At 35.9% G+C, this 21,346-nt stretch carries 16 protein-coding genes; 11 read left to right on the top strand and 5 right to left on the bottom strand.

The genetic code is table 11. The annotated features are described in order from the left end of the window. The first annotated feature begins 12 nt into the window (after nt 1-12). Nucleotides 13-1,137, top strand: coding sequence for a glycosyltransferase (locus tag MM213_RS00155; RefSeq protein ID WP_241409233.1), 1,125 nt, complete (start codon nt 13-15; stop codon nt 1,135-1,137). A 109-nt stretch (nt 1,138-1,246) separates the two neighbouring features. On the opposite strand, the gene MM213_RS00150 is transcribed toward MM213_RS00155, so the two are convergent. Next, nucleotides 1,247-1,729 (bottom strand): hypothetical protein, encoded by a 483-nt coding sequence (locus tag MM213_RS00150; RefSeq protein WP_241409232.1) that lies wholly within the window; start codon nt 1,727-1,729, stop codon nt 1,247-1,249. 585 nt (nt 1,730-2,314) lie between these two features. Here MM213_RS00150 and MM213_RS00145 point away from each other — a divergent pair. The 10 genes from MM213_RS00145 to MM213_RS00100 all read left to right on the top strand — a co-directional run bounded on the left by MM213_RS00145 (nt 2,315) and on the right by MM213_RS00100 (nt 11,617). Further along, a complete protein-coding gene (locus MM213_RS00145) occupies nt 2,315-2,977 on the top strand; it encodes a metal-dependent transcriptional regulator (protein ID WP_241409231.1) in 663 nt (220 codons plus the stop codon). A 231-nt stretch (nt 2,978-3,208) separates the two neighbouring features. Next, entirely contained in the window at nt 3,209-3,658 is a 450-nt protein-coding gene (locus tag MM213_RS00140) for a thioredoxin family protein (RefSeq protein WP_241409230.1), read from the top strand. Between the two features lie 2 nt (nt 3,659-3,660). Next, nucleotides 3,661-5,040, top strand: a complete 1,380-nt coding sequence (mnmE, locus tag MM213_RS00135) for a tRNA uridine-5-carboxymethylaminomethyl(34) synthesis GTPase MnmE (RefSeq protein ID WP_241409229.1) — start codon at nt 3,661-3,663, stop codon at nt 5,038-5,040. Nucleotides 5,041-5,217: 177 nt separating this feature from the next. Then, entirely contained in the window at nt 5,218-6,354 is a 1,137-nt protein-coding gene (locus MM213_RS00130; protein ID WP_241409228.1) for a tyrosine-type recombinase/integrase, read from the top strand. A gap of 8 nt (nt 6,355-6,362) precedes the next feature. Continuing rightward, the gene (locus tag MM213_RS00125) at nt 6,363-7,217 is read left to right on the top strand and encodes a hypothetical protein (protein ID WP_241409227.1); all 855 of its coding nucleotides are present in this window, start codon (nt 6,363-6,365) and stop codon (nt 7,215-7,217) included. Nucleotides 7,218-7,296: 79 nt separating this feature from the next. Next, a complete protein-coding gene (locus MM213_RS00120) occupies nt 7,297-7,587 on the top strand; it encodes a helix-turn-helix transcriptional regulator (RefSeq protein WP_241409226.1) in 291 nt (96 codons plus the stop codon). A 352-nt stretch (nt 7,588-7,939) separates the two neighbouring features. After that, complete coding sequence (locus MM213_RS00115; protein ID WP_241409225.1) at nt 7,940-8,818, top strand: DUF8464 domain-containing protein; 879 nt, start codon at nt 7,940-7,942, stop codon at nt 8,816-8,818. Between the two features lie 96 nt (nt 8,819-8,914). Further along, the gene (gene mobC / locus MM213_RS00110; RefSeq protein WP_255806888.1) at nt 8,915-9,259 is read left to right on the top strand and encodes a plasmid mobilization relaxosome protein MobC; all 345 of its coding nucleotides are present in this window, start codon (nt 8,915-8,917) and stop codon (nt 9,257-9,259) included. Then, nucleotides 9,249-10,430, top strand: coding sequence for a relaxase/mobilization nuclease domain-containing protein (locus MM213_RS00105; RefSeq protein ID WP_241409223.1), 1,182 nt, complete (start codon nt 9,249-9,251; stop codon nt 10,428-10,430). The genes mobC and MM213_RS00105 overlap by 11 nt, the downstream gene beginning before the upstream one ends. 716 nt (nt 10,431-11,146) lie before the next feature. Then, nucleotides 11,147-11,617, top strand: a complete 471-nt coding sequence (locus MM213_RS00100; RefSeq protein WP_241409222.1) for a JAB domain-containing protein — start codon at nt 11,147-11,149, stop codon at nt 11,615-11,617. A gap of 478 nt (nt 11,618-12,095) precedes the next feature. Here MM213_RS00100 and MM213_RS00095 read toward each other — a convergent pair whose 3' ends face one another. The 4 genes from MM213_RS00095 to MM213_RS00080 all read right to left on the bottom strand — a co-directional run bounded on the left by MM213_RS00095 (nt 12,096) and on the right by MM213_RS00080 (nt 21,244). Then, a complete protein-coding gene (locus MM213_RS00095; RefSeq protein ID WP_241409221.1) occupies nt 12,096-12,578 on the bottom strand; it encodes a hypothetical protein in 483 nt (160 codons plus the stop codon). Nucleotides 12,579-12,583: 5 nt separating this feature from the next. Then, nucleotides 12,584-17,104 (bottom strand): DUF6443 domain-containing protein, encoded by a 4,521-nt coding sequence (locus MM213_RS00090; protein ID WP_241409220.1) that lies wholly within the window; start codon nt 17,102-17,104, stop codon nt 12,584-12,586. A gap of 2 nt (nt 17,105-17,106) precedes the next feature. Then, complete coding sequence (locus MM213_RS00085) at nt 17,107-17,565, bottom strand: lipocalin family protein (protein ID WP_241409219.1); 459 nt, start codon at nt 17,563-17,565, stop codon at nt 17,107-17,109. Between the two features lie 103 nt (nt 17,566-17,668). Further along, nucleotides 17,669-21,244, bottom strand: coding sequence for a hypothetical protein (locus MM213_RS00080; protein WP_241409218.1), 3,576 nt, complete (start codon nt 21,242-21,244; stop codon nt 17,669-17,671). Between the last annotated feature and the right edge of the window lie 102 nt (nt 21,245-21,346).

Genomic DNA, 21,346 nt, shown 5'->3' with positions numbered 1-21,346 from the left:
TTAAATTTTGTGATGATTAAGCCAAAGATTGCCATAGCTTCTGTCCTAAAACCACTGCATGATGCACGTAGTTTTTACCGCCTTGGTCTTTCATTGCGTGAAACAAATAAATACCACCTTAACATCATAGGATTTTCATTAAAAAATGTCCCTAGAGAAGAAGATATAGACTTTTTTACGCTTTTTGGCAGTAATAGAGACAATCCAAGAAGGCTTTTTGTTTCAATAAATTTTATATCAATCCTTAAAAAAATCAAACCAAAGGTTTTAATCATCACTACTTATGAGCTCTTGCCGGCAGCTGTTCTGATGAAATTCTTTTTGAAATACCGACTTGTTTATGATGTTCAAGAAAACTATAAGCTCAATATTAAAGAAAACAAAACTATTTCAGGATGGAAAAAATGGTTGGCTATTTCTTGGGTTGGTTTTGTTCAAAACATAAGCAAACCATTTATTGATAAATATATTTTTGCTGAAGCTTGCTATCAAGAAGAAATGCCAACAATTAAAAACTTTGTCGTTCTTGAGAACAAGTTTTTTGGAAAAATCAAGAAGATACAAACTGTCAAATTTGCCGCCGATAAACCATTGACATTCCTGATTTCGGGTACACTAACAGAAGTATATGGGACTATAGATGCCATCCTTTGGTTTGGGGAACTTGTCAAGTATAATCCAAACTACAAACTCAACATAATAGGACATGTCACTATCGATGATTATGGAAAAAAGATCGAAGAAATCGCTTCTAAAATACCGCAAATCAGATTGGAAATATCTCCATCTCCGATCGATTATAAAAAGATATTGAGATCCTATGATGATTGTGACATAGTGTTGCTTCCATACCATCAGCTGCCAAGTATACATCCAAAAATCCCTAGTAAATTGTATGAATCTTTGGCTATGGGCAAACCATTTGTTTTTTCATCAAATATGAATTGGGAAATGATTGCAAAAAGATATGGAGCAGGCCAATCCGTTAATTTTTTTGAACTTGAGTATGCTAAAATGGAAATAGAAAAAATACTAAAACAGGAATTTTATTCTCACGGAATGGATAAGTTTCCTTATTGGAAAAGTAAGGAAGAAGAGAAATTACAGGAATTGCTAAATTATTTATCGAAAAATTGATTGAAATAATCGCTTTTTTTTCGGTTGTATATTTTTTAAAAGACCCCCTTAAAGAATTAATGCCTTTAAGGGTTGATTTGATTTCAAGTCAGGGGTTATTCTTTTGCTATCAAAAATTAAGAGCAAGTCCAAAGCCATTTTTTTGTACTCCAATTGCCAATTCTACTGGTGTTTTTATAGACCCATAAGGCATGTTTGCATTAAATACTTCAGTAGCAAGCTGGGCTTTTTTACTGAAAGAATTTTGGAATAAAAGATCAAGTCCAATCAAACCAACACCCGCTCCTATCCACCCCCATTCAATTGGAGCACCTGCAATTGCACCACCGATTCCCCATCCGATTGCAAAGGAACCAGAATAACCCATAATATCCCCTACCACTTTGTTGGTTCTAGCTTTTCTGACAAGCTCATTAGCTTCTTCATTTACTTGGGTAATTCGTATGACGTCAGTCATCTTGATACGCATTCCATTTTGGAAAAATTCACCGTTTCCAAAGCTAAGCAACCCTTCAGTATAACTTGCGGTTTGTTGCGCCTGAACACTGAAAGCAAAAACAAATGTAACGAGTAAAAGGAGTGTTTTTTTCATATTTTTTCCATAAAAATAAACCAAAAAACTAAATTGTCAATAGTAGAGAAAATTCAATTTTAAGAAGTGTCAAAAGCTTATAAAAATCTAATTTAGATTACGCGATTTGAAAATTGTTTTCAAGGGATTCAAATTTTAAAATCTAATGCGCTAGGTTGAACTTATCTGTTTTGTAAAGATTTTTTTTATGCTCTTATTAAATCGTTAGAACTCTCTTTGATGAAGTAACTATCTCAATTAAATAGTCTTTAAACTTTATATTTTTTGTCAACTCGCAAATCAAAGCTTATCCACAAGCAGCAAAAAACTTATCCACTTTTACCCCATTTTGGAAACTAATCATTGAAAAGAGGAAACTCTATTGATTTTGATGATTTTGGCTTTTCAAGCATTTATTAATTCATTTAAATACTTATAAATCAATGATTAATGTATTTTTAAAGAGTGCACTAAATATTTTTTTAGACATACCTAAAACACTAAACACATTTGAAATTGACTTATCCACACGAGTTTTAGATTAGGGTAAATTATTTTTTAGTGTCGGCTAAAAGTCTATATTTGTGTTTTAAACAGAAAAGTCGAATGATGCAATTGACACACGCAGAGGAGAATTATTTGAAAGCAATCTATCAGCTGTCAGAGGCCGGAAAGAAGGGCGTTTCGACAAATGATATCTCAGCTGAAATGAAAACCAAGCCTGCTTCCGTAAGTGACATGCTTCGGAAATTGGGGGAAAAAGAAGTGATAGAATACCGAAAATATTATGGAGTTCACATTACAGAAGAGGGTAAAAAATTTGCTTTGAGAACCATCCGTAAGCAAAGATTATGGGAAGTGTTTTTGGTAGAAAAACTACGCTTTGCATGGGATGAGGTAGCAGAGGTAGCAGATGAATTAGAGCATGTACAATCGACCATTTTGATTCAGCGATTGGATGAGTATTTGGGTTTTCCAAAGTTTGATCCGCATGGCGATCCTATTCCAGATGAGTATGGAGATGTCCGCTCCCGCCCTCGCCTACCGATCAATGAAATCGATATCAATGGCACAGGTCAAATCGTAGCTGTGAAAGATAGTAGTGCTGCATTTTTGAGATACTTGGACAAGGTTGGCGCTTACATAGGCGCAAGGATAAAAGTGTTGGAAAAAGTAGAGTTTGATGGCTCGATAGAAATCCTTGTTGACAACAAAAAAACCATCTTTATGTCCAAGGATGTCGCAGCAAATATTTTGGTGATGGTGTAGGATTTTAAATTTAGATTTTAAATTGGGAAATATATGGGGTGATTAGTAATTGGAAGAATGCAAGATTAGGAAAAACTTGAGCTTAATCTTTAATTAAATCATGACCTAATAAAGTTGAGCACATACTTCGTTCGTATCTAATACATGATACTTTGTACATTGAAGTATGAACTTACTGCAATAGGTATGGGTTTTGAAGGGTGATTGGTTGGAATTTTATAAATTTGAATTATGAAAAGATTTAGTGCACTCTTATTCCTTGGACTTGTATTGTCCATCCCTACTTATGCCCAAGAAAAAATCAATTGGATGACTTTTGATGAAGCCTCTAAAGCAACGCAAGAAAGCCCAAAAATGATTTTAGTGGATGTTTATACCGATTGGTGTGGTTGGTGCAAAAAGATGGATAAAGAAACTTTCACTGATGACAAGGTAATTGCCTATGTGAATGATAATTTTTATGCAGTGAAATTGCATGCTGAAAGAGACGACCAAAAATTCACTTTCAAAGGCAAGGAATATTCCGAAGCAAGTATGGCAAAGACAATGAGGGTCACCTCCTACCCTAACTTTGTGATAATGGATGCAACGATGGAAAACATCACCCAATTACCAGGCTACAGACAGCCTGCACCATTTATCGAAGGTTTGGAAGGAATAGTGAAGCGTTTTACAAAATAAGCATGTTCAGTTTACACGAAAAAGAAGATACCATTGTCGCTTTGGCTACCCCTCAGGGAGTTGGAGCGATCGCAGTCATAAGATTATCTGGCAAGGATGCAATTAAAATTTGTAATCAAGTCTTCAAAGGAAAAAATCTTGAAAAACAAGAATCCCACACCATTCACTTTGGAACAATTAGGGATGGGGAAAAGATAATCGATGAGGTTTTGGTATCTCTTTTTGTAGCTCCCAAATCATTTACAAAGGAAAACGCAGTGGAAATTTCCACTCACGGTTCATCCTATATAGTCAATCAAGTAATCAAACTGTTGGTTAGAAATGGTGCAAGACCAGCCAAACCTGGAGAGTTCACCCAAAGAGCATTCTTAAATGGTCAGTTTGATTTGGCACAGGCTGAAGCTGTTGCGGATTTGATCCATGCAGATTCAGAAACTTCCCATCAAGCAGCGCTAAACCAAATGCGAGGTGGTTTTAGTGGGGAAATTTCAAAGCTGAGAGCCGAGTTGATCCACTTTGCCTCTATGATAGAGTTAGAATTGGATTTCACCGAAGAAGATGTGGAATTTGCCAGTAGGGATGATTTAAGAATTCTAGTTGAAAAATTGCTTCGTGTTGTGGAGCAATTGATCGGTAGTTTTGACTTGGGAAATGTCATCAAAAACGGTGTGCCGACTGTTATAGCTGGAAAACCAAATGCAGGAAAATCCACCCTTCTCAATGCTTTACTCAATGAAGAAAAAGCTATAGTATCAGATATCGCTGGTACCACCCGTGATTTTATTGAAGATGAAATCAATATTGGCGGAGTGATATTTAGATTCATAGATACTGCAGGTCTAAGAGAAACTACTGACGTGATCGAATCAATTGGTGTCAGCAGAACGCAGGAGAAAATGAAGACCGCTTCATTGATTCTTTATCTTTTTGATTTGGGAGATACGGATATGATTGAGATCAATAGAGATATCAACAAGCTCGAAAATCTAGGTGTTCCTTTTGTTAAAGTAGCCAATAAGATTGATAAGGGTAATCCACAATTTATCAGTGATTTAAAGAAAAATCATCCTGATACTATTTTTATATCTGCAGGGCAGAAAGAGAATTTGGATGCCTTGAAAAACAGGGTTTTGGAATTAGTAAATTTGGATAAATTTAGAACTGGAAATACCATAGTTACCAATATCAGGCACTATGATTCTTTGGTGAAAACACGTCAATCTTTACTTGATGTATTGGAAGGTTTGGACAATGAAATCACGAATGATTTCTTGGCGATGGATATCCGAAGATCCCTGCACTATCTCGGTGAAATCACAGGAGAAATCACAACTGATGACCTTTTAGATAACATTTTCAGTAAGTTCTGTATCGGGAAGTAGATGTCCTTTTCTTTACTTTCCTATACTTTACTTTAGTCTGTTAATCAGGTATTTATAAATTTTTTTCTTGACTTTAATTTTCGTTTATGCTACATTAGTGACAAGATTGTACAACTCAAGTACACTGAATTTTGTCAGAGTTGTACAGATGTACAACTATTAAGCGATAAAGGAAAAATGAAAATCACATTAAAAAAGAAAAAATTAAAGAATGGTGACCTAAGTCTTTATATAGAATACTATAAAGGATCCACAACTGATGAAAACGGAAAGAGAACTCACTTAAGAGATTTTGAATTCTTGAAACTTATTCTTCATGGTAGTCCAAGCTCTGCTGGTGAAAGGAAAGAGAACAAGGAAAATCTCCAATTGGCAGAAAACGTCTTGTCCATCAGAAAAAGCGACTACATTCAAGGAAAATTTGAGGTCAAGAATATGTCTAAACTCAAAAGGCCTTTTCTTGATTATTTTAAAGAGAAGATGGAAGAAAAATCTAATTCAGAGAAAAATTATGGAGTCTGGACTTCTACATTTGCTCATCTGAAAAACTGCGTCAGCCCAGGTCTAATCTTTGAGGAAGTCGATGATATCTTTACCAAAAAGGTAAGACTATATTTTGAACAAGTAGCCTATACAAAAAGTGATCTTCCCCTTTCCTTAAATTCCAAATACTCCTATTTCAATAAATTCAAGGCTTGCTTGAGAAGTGCATTTGAAGAAGGCTACTTAAATATCAACTACGCTGGCAGAGTTAAATCTTTTGAACAAGCTGAAAGCCAAAGAGAGTATTTGACTTTTTCTGAACTTCAATCTCTCACTATTACGCCGTGTAAATATAAAGTTCTTAAAAGAGCATTTTTATTTTCATGCCTGACTGGACTAAGGTGGTCAGATGTCAATAGTCTTACCTGGTCCAAGGTTCGGGATGAGGATAACAATATCTTCAGGGTAAATTTTCGACAGAAAAAAACAGCTGCAATGGAATACCTCTATATATCCAAACAGGCAAGGGATTTATTGGGAGAACGTCAACTACCACAGGAAAGAGTGTTTTTAGGTCTAAAGTATGGTGCTGTTTTTAACAATGAAATTGTAAGGTGGTGTAACAGGGCTGGAATATCCAAACACATTACATTTCACAGCGCAAGGCACACAAATGCCGTACTTTTGTTGGAAAATGGTGCAGACCTATTTACAGTGCAGAAAAGATTAGGCCATAAAGAGATTAGGACAACTGCAATTTATGCCAAGATCGTCGATGAAAAAATGAAAGAATCTGCCAATATCATACCTGTTCTTAATGTTGAATTTTAACTTGAATTATGCGGGGATCAAATTTAAAGATTATTGTTTTTGCTGCCTTGATTTTTCTTGCGGTAACGATCTATACGTATTTGTTTATGAATTCCAGTTCCCTTCATTTCGAATGGGTTACTGGAATTTGTATGATTAGCTTACTCCTATTTTACACATGGAAGTTGGTTAGAAGATATCCTAATTGGTATGCTGCATATATGTTTGATAAAAATGTGGTTGGCTTAAGAAAGAAAGTAGAAAAGCCTAGGCTATTTTTTTATTCTATTTTTCTTCCTGTTATGGTCTTATGTATTTATATCATTTTAAAAGCACCATCTACTGGAAGGTTCTTGAATGATATCCTATTAAATAGTCTTTTCATTACCCTTTATATTATCGGATTAGTATTTCTCGATTTAACCTGGAAGAATGATTTTGAAAGTAGATTTATTCCATTTGCAAGAGAGATTGTGGCAAAAAGAGGATATGAATTCAAATCCCTAATTAATGATGATTCGTTGGGTAGTATTTTTGACAGCCTAATAAGATGTGGCTTTTTGGAGTATTTAGATGATGCGATTAGAAGAAATGATCGCCAAAAATTTATTCTGGTATTCAAAAATGGATATTATCCGGAGGTGCCATTATTTAAAATGAAAATGGACAATATCCAAACTCATTATTTTTTTGATTGCTTAAAGGAAAACATTAGTGGTTTGGATTTAAGGGGATATCTGAAAATCTTTTTTCATGACCGAAGAAATAAACAGCCCACAGAAGAATCAATAAGAGCTTCAAAATCAAAAGCTACCAATGAACCTAAAAGAAAGGATGAACTGGATTTAATTTTTAATAAATTGGTTAAGATTTCAGATAAATAAGTTAATAGAACTTAACCTTTTCAAACTTTTTATTAACCTTTTTATTCTTTTGCTGCATGTACCAAAACAAATGACAGCAATGGAAAACGAATTAATCTTAAACAAACTCAATCGTATTGAAAAATTCATTTTTGGACTGAAAAACATTTTAAATGTGGAGGAACTTTGCGAATACACTGGTTTCAAAAAGTCCTTTATCTATAAGCTCGTGCATCAGCGAAAGATCCCCTACTCAAAGCCAAATGGTAAGGTTTTATTTTTTGAACGTAAAAAAATTGATAACTGGCTTCTTCAAAATTCCCATAAAACACAAGCCGAGATCAAACAAGAAGCATTTTCCTTTAAAAGGAAAAATAAGGAGAAATTCTAATAGACATCGTAGATCTAAAAATATCTAAAAACCTGAACTTGACCATTGGTCAAATTCAGGTTTTTAAAGCTGAAAATTTCATTTAATAGACAATCATTAAAGTTTAAAAAGGACTTGAAATAATGGTCTTTAATATATTATAGTGTATTGAAATAGAATTGATTATAATCATTATAGAAAATTTACTTTAACCAATTACAAAATCGGCAATACTTTCAAACCAGTATTTAATCGAGAATTAACTCTGATTTATTTTAGTATAAATATTTGATCTAATTAGCCCATTATTAAGTCAAAAAAAAACAAGTAGCGAAACTGTAACCCAATTTAGTTTAGATAAATCATCATTCACATGAACTGTTTGCAAGCCAATAATATCAGTATTTCAGAATACCTTGCTTCAATTGGAATCTATCCCAAAAGAAACTTAAGTTATTACTCATTTTACCTATCTCCTTTTCGCGAAGAGAGAACAGCTTCCTTTAAAGTTGACCATAAACTTAATTTATGGATCGATTTCGGAGACAGCCATTCAGGCGGGACACTGGTAGACCTTATACTAAAATTGAATCCAGGCTTTGCTGTAGAAGATGCCCTCTCCCATCTTTCTGATTTGAACCTTGGGTCATTTTCATCTCACCAGCATACTCCCCTTCATGAAGAAAACATTAAACCGAAAATAATTGTAACAAGCACCAAACCGATTGGTACCAACAAGTTTATTTCTGACTATCTAATCTCAAGAAAAATTTCACCTTCCACGGCCTCGCATTTCTGCAAGGAAGTCTATTTTGAAATTAATGACAAAAACTATTATGGTGTAGGAAATGAAAACACTAATGGATGGTCAATCCGAAACAAATATTGGAAAGGTTGCTCAGGCCAGGGCATAAGTTTTTACAAAGGATTAAATGAAAAAAATGTAGCAACACTTTCTGTTTTTGAAGGAATATTTGACCTGATGAGTTATGTACAGCTAAACAAGACTTATGAAAAAGCTCAATCATTTATAGTACTCAATTCCTTATCAAATATTAAAGAAGCACTCCCAATCATAAAGGATTTTGGGACAGTTAATCTATACCTTGACAGGGATGTCGCAGGTATGAAAGCGACTAAAAGGATTATGGAAACCAATTGCAATTGTATAGATAAAAGTAAGCTTTATACTCCTCATAAGGATCTCAACGAAAAGCTTGTCAAAGAGAGGAAGCCGGGGCTACGTAGATAGGATCGCTTTGCGAAGCAAGCCATGTTTCCGTCCGACGGAAACGCTTGCTTCGCTTCGGTCAGATTTTGAAAATTCACTTTGTTCATTTGAAAAAAGATGGCACGACCTAAGAAACAAATCGGAGAAAAAAGATCAACCAGATTCAGTTTTAGGATGAATGATGAAGAAGTAAGACAATTGGCCAGTTTATGTGAACTGTCCAATTTACCTGCAGCTGATGTTATTCGTTCCTGTGTTTTCAAGAATAAGATTCCAAAAGCAAAAGTACCAAGGTTGGATTTGCAAACCTATGTTGAATTAAAGAGGATCGGCAACAATATCAATCAGATAGCCAAACAATATAATTCAAAGCTTGAGGTTCCCCTTGAACGGTTGAAAGCTTTAGCCAGCCTTTCGGATAAATTGGATTACATCATAAAACATTTGATAAATGATCGCTAAGCAAGCCATAGGGAAATCATTTATGGGAGCATACGAATACAATTACAAGAAGCTCCATGAAAAGGATACGACTAAAAGAGCTGAGCTTCTATCCACTAACTTTAGCAGTACTGAAAGAGAGATAGTTAAAAAGGAATTGGATTTGATGAAGAGCCTTAATCCAAGATTGACCAGAAATACTTATCACACAAGCTTAAACTTTGGAAAGGAAGAAATTCTATCCAATGAAAAAATGCAGGCAATAGCTGAAGAATATCTGAATAAAATGGGCTTTGACAATAATGCCTATTTCATTTTCCGGCATCATGATACTGAGCATCCACATTGCCATGTTTTGGCTCTTAGAAATCGATTTGATGGTAAAGTAGTCTCAGATAGCAATAACTTCAAAAGAAGTGAAAAGTTGATCAGGGAGCTTGAAAAGAAATATGGTTTACAGGAAGTACGAAACAGTAAGGAAGCTCATTCTAAAGCTCCAAATAAGGATGAAATTGAAATGGTTCTGAGAACTGGAGAACCATCAAAAAGAATGATTCTCCAGGAAAGGGTAAGTGAAGCATTAAACCAAACTAAAGAGCTCCATTCATTTATCAGGCTTTTGGAAAAAAATGGTATAAACGTCTTGTTCAACCAAGCGAGTACAGGAAGGGTATCTGGGATATCCTATGTGTTTGATGGCTTTACAGCAAAGGGACAAGCGCTGGGAAATAAATTCAAATGGGGAAACGTATCAAAAACACTAAACTATGAGCAAATTAGAGACAGCAAGGAAATTAGCAAGGCAAATCAGCGAACAAAATCAAGATACCCTACATCAGGAGAACCAAAAGTCCAGAATGGAATTTCAGGAACTAGTTCAAGGAATACAAGAACTTTTGAAAAATCAAGTGGAGCTATTAAAGAGTCAAAAGACCTTGCACAATCAAATCATCAGCATTCAAATGAATCAACAGGATTCAGATCCCAGAATAAACCAACTGATCAAAGGACTGAATGGGTTGAAAGAATCCCATTCTCTGATGATAAAAGTAGTAAGGATAGCCTTTCTAGTGCTATCGATGCCATTGCTAGTCTTAGTCATATTCTTGCTCCTATTCAGTCTAATGGGAATTTAGAGGATAATTCTCAAATGAGAAGAAAAAAGAAGAAAAAGAAAAGACGGATAAGATAATTTTATCAGGCCTTATTCCGTCATATAAATCACTTTTTATTATAAGCTTAACTAGATGTATTTAAAGATAAAATATCTCTGAAAGTTTAAGAATACAATAATTGACCATAGTTCAAAGTTAAGTTTTGACGTTAAAACTAAATTCAGACTGATAGACTGAATTCTTTTTAATATTTGTAATTCAATAAATTAACCTCGATGTATCTGTGATTTGAACTATAAAAAGTATCATACTTAGCTCACATTATATTAATTGACCGATATTCAAAAAAAAAAAAAAACTATTCACTTTATGATAGATTTGGAATGTTAATCAGGTATTGACAGCATAAATTGATTCAACCAATTTTATCTATTGAAACATTCTTTTCAATCTAAGCAAATTGTGTAATCCCTTTTAAAAAGGAAATCTCTTAGAAATACCAAAAGATTTCAGTCCATACATTTTAAAATTTTGACAAACTTTCTGTCTTAATTCAATAGGATATCGATTATTGACCAGCGTTCAATCGTGATGATTTTAAAGCAATAGGTTTAAATAGAATTCCATTACAGTACAAATTTAGCCTTTTGCCTGCTGTAGCGCCCAAGAGCTTCCGGCATAAACACATGCCCTCCCTCCTAGGCCTTCATTTATTCCTTTGCCTCTTGGTCTTGATTGGCAAAAAGGCTGATGCCGCACCATAATCAAATTCAAAAACTTAAATGAACATGTTATGGAAACGGAAATCAGAAATTTTCAAGACAATCAAGTGGCAGAAATCAAACTGTCTTACAGCCACATGGTAAAACCTTCTTTGAGACCTAGGATCAATAGTTCAGAAGATGCCAGTAAGCTATTAAGGGAAAACTGGGATGAAGATAATCTTGGGTTTATAGAAGAATTTAAGGTGATGCTTTTAAGCAGGTGTAACAAAGTGATCGGGATTTGTAACATTGCAAAAGGTGGTACAACCTGTGTTACTGTAGATTTAAAACTTTTGATGGCAACTGCGATTAAAGGTGTAGCGATGGGAATAATTCTAGCACATAACCATCCAAGTGGAAATTTGAAAAGCTCAGACCAGGATAAAAGGTTAACAGCAAAAATCAAAGAGGCCTGCAAAATCTTTGATATAACCGTGTTGGACCATATAATCCTGACAGAGGAAAGTTACTATTCATTTGCAGACGAGGGGTTGATATAACCTCTCTTTTTTGGTCATTTTTAGTATGGGGTTGCTCGGACGGATTCAAATAAACTGAATTTTTATGTTTTTCGACTAAAACCTGCAATGTGGGTTAAAGGGGTTGTTTTGGCTCTGTTTTCCGCTCAAATTCGGGGGCTTTTTTCTCGTTTTTCGACTCCCTTAAAACAGGCTAAAAACGGCATGGATTGGGGCAAGGAAAAAAGAAGGAAAAAAAGTGATGAACGGTAGGCAGGGCAAGGGTTTTAAGCGATTATGTATAATGTTGATAACTTTTTTGTTTCGACCTATTTTTGAGGACGGAAAAGGACGATTTGAACGGATAAAGACAAATTTTGCGAAGCAATTATAATTTAATCGTGCTTTCAGCACCCCATTTTTTGCCCCTCTTTTTTGGTTCTGCGGAGCAGAACAGGACAGAAAAAAAGCCCTGCGATTTTGCAGAGCTTTGATATTACCTTTTTGCAGAGCTTTGATATTACCTTTTTCTAATTCTTATCATTTGTCCTTCGGAAGTTTCTAAATCAAAAGTGTAATTTTTGTCTTTTGATAAAGGGTATAATCTTTTCTTATACTTCTTTTTGTCCAAATTGTAAATTTTAAGAATAACAAACGTCTTTTCAAACCAATTCTTTCCTATTTCGATTTCATAATTATAAATTTCCTGTTTCCCTTTAGATGAATATTGATAATAATCAAATTGAAGAAACAAGGTAATTTCTTGCTCTGAAAAAAGCATATTATAATCTTCGGAACTCAATGATAAATTACCTGCGTGGTAACTTATATCTATTCTTTTCAAAACATTCGTACCTTGTTTAGCTATAATTACAGGTTTAGTTAATGAGGTTGCAATTTCTTCATCAACACAAACTATAAAATCAAAACTTTTTCTATTTTCTTGAGCCATAGAAACTTGATATACAAATAGACATAAAATCCAAAACACACACTTTTTCATAACCTTTAATTTTTTATTATGTTTTGAATAGCTTTTCTTGTAAGCTCTACTTGGGGTGTTGTATTCCTATCATAAATAACCGCTCCATTTGTTCTGTTTGGAACGTTTAAAGTACCATTAGGATTTTTAGTAACATTATTCGGATTAACTGTTCCCAAAGGTCCAACTATAATATTTGTATTATATTGGCTGAAAGTTCCTCTATCTATTCCTGAAGGAGTGTTTGCCGATTGTGGATATATCATATTATCTACTTGCTGTACTGTTGTAGGGTGGGAATGGATTATAGCTTCTGCGTCTGCGGGTGTCGTTCCTGCTGGTAAGTTTGGCAAACTTGCATCAGCTGTCTGAACTCCATTAACAATAGTAGGCAAAGAGCCTGTTTGTCCCTGAACAACAGTACCGTCATTCATAACTATTGAAGATTCCTCTCTTAATCCACCATTCGCAACAGTCCTATCTAAAACATTTACACTTTCCTGTAAGGTGGCATCACTTGGTAAGGTTACTCCTGACTGAACAGTACTTAAATCAACATTCCCTTTTGTTTTTGATATTTGCCTTGCTTCCTTATTATCACTAACAACCATTTTAACCCCATTGTCAACCCCATCAGTTCCAATCTTTTTTCCACTTGTATTATAAAGGTTGGTCGGTGGTATCACATCCACCGCCATTCTGCCGTCTGGGTCGATGAATCGTATCGGGTTATTGAAAGCGTAATTGTATGGCGAATGCCTACGCATCTTCTCTGCCATTGGATCAACAACACTCCATCTCCCTATACTAGGATCATACATCCTTGCCCCATAATCATAATACCTTAGCCCGTTATCTTCTATATACTCTTTCCCGTTGTAGAGGTACTTATTCACCTTCATACCACTAGCTTGAAAACCTAGCCCCGTAAGTTCTAAACCCCAAGGATCATAATGGGTTTCCTGAACTATTGGCGAACCACTGCTCATAATACTGAAATCATCGAACCATACGTTTTCGTCTGTTTCGTTGACCAGGAAGGTCTCCATATATCCGTCCTGCGGAATATAGAGATTATTTTCCAAAACCTCATGATCATTGGCTGCATTTTTACTCAAAACATGCTTCCCTACTTCGTAAAGAGTGCTATCTGCATCATAAAGAGCATAACCCATATATGCATCAGGAGCATCTTTCTTTTGGAGGTCTTTGGCTATGATATCGACTATATTCATGACTGTTATGGCATTTACTCCGCCTGCCCTTGAAGTGACGTTACTGAATTCCAGCAAGTCATTTATTAGTCTATCTTTTCCTCCCGAAGCTAAAAAGGAAGCCTTGTTCATTTTGGAAGAATTCTGCTCCTCGTATTTGGCAAAGACTTTCAGGTTTATGCTATCTCCTGCTGCCAAGGGAACCGTTGTCGATGGGCCCAAAGTCCTTCCTCTAGCAGAATTAAGCCAAGCAACTCGATTTCCACCTTCCGTCACATTGTGTTCCAGCCCACTTTGTCGGCTTTCGCTTAGCATCGTGAAGTTTGTTTCTTCCTCTTCCGCATTGAAATCTTCCATCGTAGCCATGAAAACTTGACCTGTAGGGACTCTCAACACTTGTCTAACATTACCCAAATGATCCTTTATATTGTATTCATATATAGGTGAATTGGATTCATAAACCACTCTACCTTCTTCATGAAGAATATAATCTATGGCCGTGTTATTGAATACAAATTCCCCAATATAATTAGTTATTGTGCTTGGGTCACTAGAATTTGTATATACGCGTTGTCTTACTTTTGTGCCTTCGGCATCATAATCATACAATATTTTTGTGTTGGAGCTTGTGAACACTATCTCTTTTGGAAGGTTCAAGTGGTTGTAGATGATATTGGAGATTCCCTTGTCAGAATTTGTCTTTTGATTGCCATTCACGTCATAGGCATAATTAGCACCTCCAGGAACCGGCTTAAAATCCTTTGAGTTATAGTTGGTCGCCGTCAATCCATCTGTAACTTTCAGCAACCTATTGGAATATCGTGAAAAGTCGGAGTTGCTTTCATATGTATATGTCAAATTATCCACTGGATCATAGTCATTGACAAACCGCTGCCCTCTTCTGTTCAAGGTGATGATATTACCATTGGCATCATAAGTGATGGCATTGACGGTATATCTGTTATCTTCAGCCGTTGTCCCGGGTACAGTGTAGTTTGCGGAGTTCAGCCTATGTGCATTGTCATAGGAATAGCTATACCTCCTCCATTTGTTGTCTTCCCCTTTCCAATTTATAGCTGAAATATTTCCATTCCACCTATCTTCTCCTCCCTCTTCTTGATAGTATAATTTTTGGTGAAACACCCTGCTGTCAGGACTATTGATATCTGTCAGCCATCCCCTAATATTGTATTGATAGCCAAGACTTGCTGCAGGATTGGATTTACCAATCAGTTCCCCCACTTCGCTATAGGTGTTTTGGATAATTATCCGCTCTGCATCCGTATTGATTTTATGCTTTACCTGTGCCAAAGAGCCATTGTTGTTATAAACATAGGTTCTCAAAACCTTGTTTGCATTTCCATTATATTGCGAGAGCGTCTGAACAGGCTTGTTTTCAAAGTTGTATTGCGTCGATAATCTTATGCTGTTACCTAAATGGTTTTGTGAGACTGATTGAATTTCCCTTCCTTTACTATCATAAAAAAACATTGTAGTCAAGAGGGTATTTGTCACATCGTTTCTTACTTTCTTTCCTGCCAAAAGACCGTGGATGTTTGTGTCATGATCATGAAAGTTTAAATAAGGATTTTCTGGTTTTTCATAGCCGAAAGTAGAAAGGCCAGCATAACTATCATAATAATAAGCTGACAAGGTTTCTAATGATGAACTTGGCCATCCTCCTGTCGTCGTTGGGGTAGCAGCGGTGGACAATACTGAATTGTTGTTTCCCGTAACCAACGCTTGTACAGCGGTCCTACTTCCCGTTTGGGTGGTGATTCCGGTCAGGATTACCCTTCCCAAAGCATCGTATTTATTAAAAAGCCATTTAGAGCTTGCTCTTAACAGCCCATCCTGTGTGGCTACGAGTCTGTCTTGTCTGTCATAGATCATAAACTCAACGTCTTTACCGGGTAGCTTTTTTTCTACCAGCCTTCTCCTTGAATCATAGGTATACCTATAATATTGAGCATTCGCCAAAATTAGGCTGGTGCTGGTTGCAGTTAGCCAGTTCCTTGCCACCAATATCTCTACCGCCCTTGGAGGGATTACAACCCTCAGATCACCAAAATCGTCATACACATAATAGGTACACAACCAGCCTGTATAACCCGATCCTGTTGGAGAGGCCGTGTTTTGGATTTTCTTGAGGATCACCCTGTCCATTTTGTCAGTGTATGTCACCGTACGTTTGTTATCCTCGTCATCAACTATCTCTACCCACAGCATATTTGCAGCAAAGACAGAAGAGATTTCGGGCAACCCATTTGAATTCACAGTCAGGATCCTGACTGCATCGGCAGTAGTATTTGGTCGTCTGCTAAACTTCACTTCCCTTTCTGTTCCCATACTCCAAGATGCACCCTGAGCAGCCTGTTTGTCTACCCTGTTGAGCGGCGAAGGCTCATATTGCTTCTCGGAATAACCACAGGTATCCGAAAATTTGTTTTGATAATATGAACTTTGTCTTGTTATGGCATTTGCTCTAAATCTACCATCAGTAAAACCATCAGACTCTGCATATACTAAATGCTCTTTTGCTTGGCGGCCATAGGCATCATAGACAATAGGTTTAATCATATCTCTACCATTGGTTGCACCTTGTCTTATAACTTGCTGTTTTGGCCTTCCTAACCCATCAAAGTATGTAAAGTTTTTGTAAGATTGGGCTGAGGTTCCTGATTTTACGGTTAAATGGTTTAATATAGGAGTTTTGGCAGTATAGGTTTTTACATAATTTTCATCTTGAATAATTGCCTGTACAGCGACTTTGGCGGTGATACATCCTGATGCATTGTGTATATATGCCAAATAGTAAGTTTTGGACGCAGTTAGGTTTACTGTGGTATAACTCTGGCTCGTAGACAACTGGGTTGTCTGGTTTGAATCAAACCATCTATAACCAAAACCTGATGGAGCTGTATTGGCTACCAATGTTAAAGTACCGGGACCTGATCTTGAAGTATTGTTCGCCGAAGGGGCAACTCCAACACATGGACTGCCGACTTGTACATTTATATTTTGAAAAAAATAATCATCGAAAGTGGCTAGCTCGTATGAAACTTGAAAAGCTCCAGAGCTGTTGAAATTTAATTGAAGCTGAGATATAGTTTCGTAAATTTCAGTGCCTCCTGAGTAACTCCAATTATAATCTCCAAATGAAGGAGGGGCTTGCTGCTGGGAATTATCCCAAAAAGTAACTTCATATGTTGCATTTGCGCCTAAATTTACAGATGTTGGGCCAGACAATTGTATATGGGTAATGTTTTGTGCACTTGTATGTCCCATTTCAAAACTAAGAGCCAGAAATAAAGCAAATTTTAAAAATCTCATAATTAATTGGATCTAGTGAAAAATAATTTATGAAACAATCCTTCGGTAGGGATATGTGGAGTCAATTCCAAACTTTCGTCATCAATGATGACATAATATTTTTTCTCTTCATTTGGAAAAATGATTCTCAAAGAACCATCCCCTAAAATTTCCCATTTACCAGAAACACTTTGTGCCTTACCCTTGAAATCCCAAGTTGCCAAAAATGATTTATCTCTGTTAAAGCGATACACCCTACTTTGTACAGAATTGTCAAAATCTGCTTTTACAGATTCGGACATTTCATCAATTTTTATTTTGTCATTAGCCTTAACGTTCATGATTGTCTTGGTTTTATCCATTCTCCATACGCCCTCTACTTTTTGATAAATACTTTCTGATTGTGTCTGTGAAAAACCAATTCCATATAGAAAAATAAGCTCTAAAATTGCCATGGTTATTATTAATGTAAACTTTTTCATGTATTTTATATTTTGTCTTTCAAAGATTTTATGGAATTTTGCATTACGGATAACCCTTTCAGTATCTGATTTTCTGGTCATATTCAAGTTCATATGTGTCCAATTAATTTGACCCTTTGTAATTGTATTCATATGTTTCAATTACTTCCTTATTTTCATTTTTAATATTTAAAAGGCGGTTTGTATTGTCATATTCATAATATGTTATCTTGTTTCTTTGGTCATTAACAGTAGTAATTCCTACCATAGGCTTGTAAGTATAGGTTGTCATCATTGCGTTGGTAGGATGCATCCTTAACTCATCAATAAATATATTGGAATTGGATCCATTCATCGAAATCTCCAATTCTGCAGATGTAACAGTTCTCTGGATCAGCTTCCATGCTGTGGTGAGGTTTTCCGTCTGTCCCATAAAGCTCCAAGTACCGGTTCCTGAAGCCCTCCTTGCCCAAAAAGTAAGCTTGAATGGTAAAGATGGATTTGCGCCAGTTGTAGCCTTGCTTATTGATCCTGTATTTAGATTGTAATACTTTGAACCAGTCTTGGAAATAGGACTTGTTACTGGCGATCCAGAATATATCCACCCCCCTTTTTCAGTAGTTTCAAATGAGGTATATGAAATTTGGGCAATTGATGCATTAGTTGAAATTGCTATAGGGTACTTCAAGTTATACCCCCAAATTTGAGCTGTAGTAATCCCGTTGGTCACCTTATGTTCAGTCAGATTGCCTAGATTGTCATAAGCAGAAAAAGTATCAACTTCTTCATATCTACTATCCATGGAAAGATTCCCAATTGTTGGATTTGTTGGGAGTACCCCAATACTACGATTGCTGAACTTAAAGGAAGTATTACCTATTGGAGAACTAGTGCTAAGTGTGTAACGTTTATCGGGTTGTGCTTTTGCGTTATTTTTATAAAGAGTGATTGAACCAGAAAGTATATCAAAATTATCCCCTTTTTTGATGTACTTTACTTGCTCAATAGGAAACGCAATTTGATGGTTGTCTTTCATCGCTTTGATGAATCCAGTTATATTGGCATAGTCTGTTGGGTAGGAATAGTATTCGAATATACTGTCTTCTGTACTGTTTTTTGTACCCGTTCGAGTAAGTTGTGCGTTAATTGGGCTGTCATAATAAAAATCAATTTCCTTGATCATCGAAACAGATCCATTTTCATTGTAAACCTGTTCAACTGTTTTGTTTTTGTAATACCATGCTGAAATAAGTTTATACGAAGTTATATTAAATCTTGCGGGTACCCTCTTATTTAAATTGTGCTGATATACTCTAAATTCAGGAGCTAACAATTGAATATTCACACCTATCGCATGTGTTTCATTTGGTTGTTCAGCTGGGGTATAATGTGCAAACACCTCTGAGTTGGTCGCCGAAGAAGGTGGGGTATATAAGAAAGTATAAGAATTTACAATTTTCCTTACCTGAATGTATTGGTTTGAACCCCCATTGAACTTGAATTCACTGGTTTCTATTGGTAAACCTCTTTGCCAGTCATAACTTGTAGGTAAAGTGGATGGGTAGGAAACATAATTCATTAAGTCTTTTACAAAAGAAAATTTGTTTAAAGTCATTCCCATTTGACCATTATCGTCCCTAAATTCCTGAACCTCTTTATACATCACATGATAGCCTTGCAGTCCTGTCAGCGGGTCTATACTGTAAGAGTTTTGTACCCAATAATCACCTTGGACTTCTTCCATTCCTAATTCAGTGTGATATCTTCTCATATATTTTGTAAAGCTAGTTGTGTATTTAGGTTTATTTGAAATCATTCCACTTGAAATGGCACTGTTACCATAAAGAGTATACTTATAATCTTGTCTAAGGGCAGGTATAGGATTGCCATCATCGAAGTGCTTTATGGTTTTAACCCTCAAACCACCTAATGGATAATTCCCAATTTGTTGAGAACTGCTCGTCGTTGATTCAGCCCATATTACCCTAACGTATCCTTCTTCAAATTGCCCCACCTGCTCAACATGCAAGGTGTAATTGCCTGGTGTTAATGAAATAAATTGATTTTCAAAACCATTGATTGATTGGAAGTACATATTAACTCCGTTTCCAGTCAAGAATGCATCAAATCTTAAGTTAGCTAAAGCAGGGGCAGGAGTAGTGTTGTAATCCACCCGAATGCTAGCCGGACTCACATTTGAGGGTATTGTAAATGGAATTGATTGATTATTTTGATCTGCTGAATAGTAAATTGAGACCGCTTTATTTTGAATACTATTATTCACCAAGTTTAGTGTATCTCTAGCGACATTCAGTTCATATTCAAATTCGGTATAGCCTTGTGTGGGGTGTCTTACCTTATGAATAGTACCAAACCGGGTTAAGCTTAAATTGGGTTCTCTACTTCCTCCATCAGTAAACCCAAATTGAGGTTCTCTTAAATATTTCCCGCCATTATTTGTGTAATATCCCCAATGGTCTGATTGTGTTTCAGACAACCTATTTGGCAGTGCATTATTGCCGTAATATTCAAAGACATGTGGTTCTTCACCGTTTTTGATTATTGAATTGAGTTTTAACCTGTAAAGAGAAGCGTTTTCAACTGTTTGGCAAGGATTATAATTGGCCAAATTAAAATAACTTTGTTGAAATTGAAATGTATTCACAACCCCAGAATTTCTAACCTGAATTTCTTTGAGAGCTTTAGCCCCAGTTTGACTCCCGCTCTTTTTCATATCAATCCTTGGGCATGATTCATAATTAAACAAAACGGTATCTCCCAATGAAGATATAATAGAACGCAAGATTTTCCCATTGACTATGGTGTTGCTTTCCACCCTTGTTTCAACGTTGATCGGCATTCCATTTGCAGTTGGTTGCTTGTTTCTATATCTTGAATAGGTTTTGGGATTATCAAGACCGTATTGGACATTGTCATAAGAAAGATCGATGGTTTGACCACTGGGTGTTTCAACTTTTGTCAGGTAATAAGAAAAATTTGTGGATGTTGAAGACCCACCTCCAAACTCCACATGACCAGAAAACTCAGAAGATGTAGTGGTACTTGTTTCCACTGCACCAAAAGTAAACTTATTTCCCATTTCATCCTTGATCAAAAAATTCTGAGCCTTGGTTATTGATATTGGTGTATATGGAATAGTCCTGACCTGTCCGTTTTTAGCGAAAAAAAATTTCCCTTGCCTACCTCCGAAAGAATAATAGAATATATCAGGCTGAGAATCTATAGGAACTGATGAAGGTATAGACTCAGGAACACCATAAGAATAATTTGAAATTTGATTGCCAGTGATTTGCTGTGCTAAGATATAATCACTATTTGCAACAGAATTACCTATCGATACAAGTGTAAGTGTAGGATTCATTGCTCTATCATCGGGGATAGAGTCTACGGTATACAGATAACCGTTGCCTCCCAAATCGGGGAGACCAACAACAGTACTGGAAATCATACCACCAGCAGAAAGGCTCCAGCCCAAACCCACATTGCTTGAAGTTTCACTTGTCCTTATTCCTGATGAATTGTAGTTTATGGATATTGGAAGGTTAAACCCATTTAACTCAATATTATGAATAGGGATTTGTAAATTTGGAATACCTGTTGTAAGACTAACAGGTATATTTACACTTTTGAATAATGCAGATGCTTCTGGCGGAGGTGGGGTTGCATTAGTTTTAGGCATTGATGAATTTTGGGCATTTCCAAAAAAAGGAAGCGAAATCATAAGAATTTTCATAGTAAAAGCAAAAAATGCTTTTTCTTTAAAAAAATTATTGAGGCCAAC

The organism is Belliella alkalica, from assembly GCF_022549785.1.
In the GTDB taxonomy this organism is placed as follows: domain Bacteria; phylum Bacteroidota; class Bacteroidia; order Cytophagales; family Cyclobacteriaceae; genus Belliella; species Belliella alkalica.
This window is presented reverse-complemented; position numbering and strand designations above follow the sequence as displayed.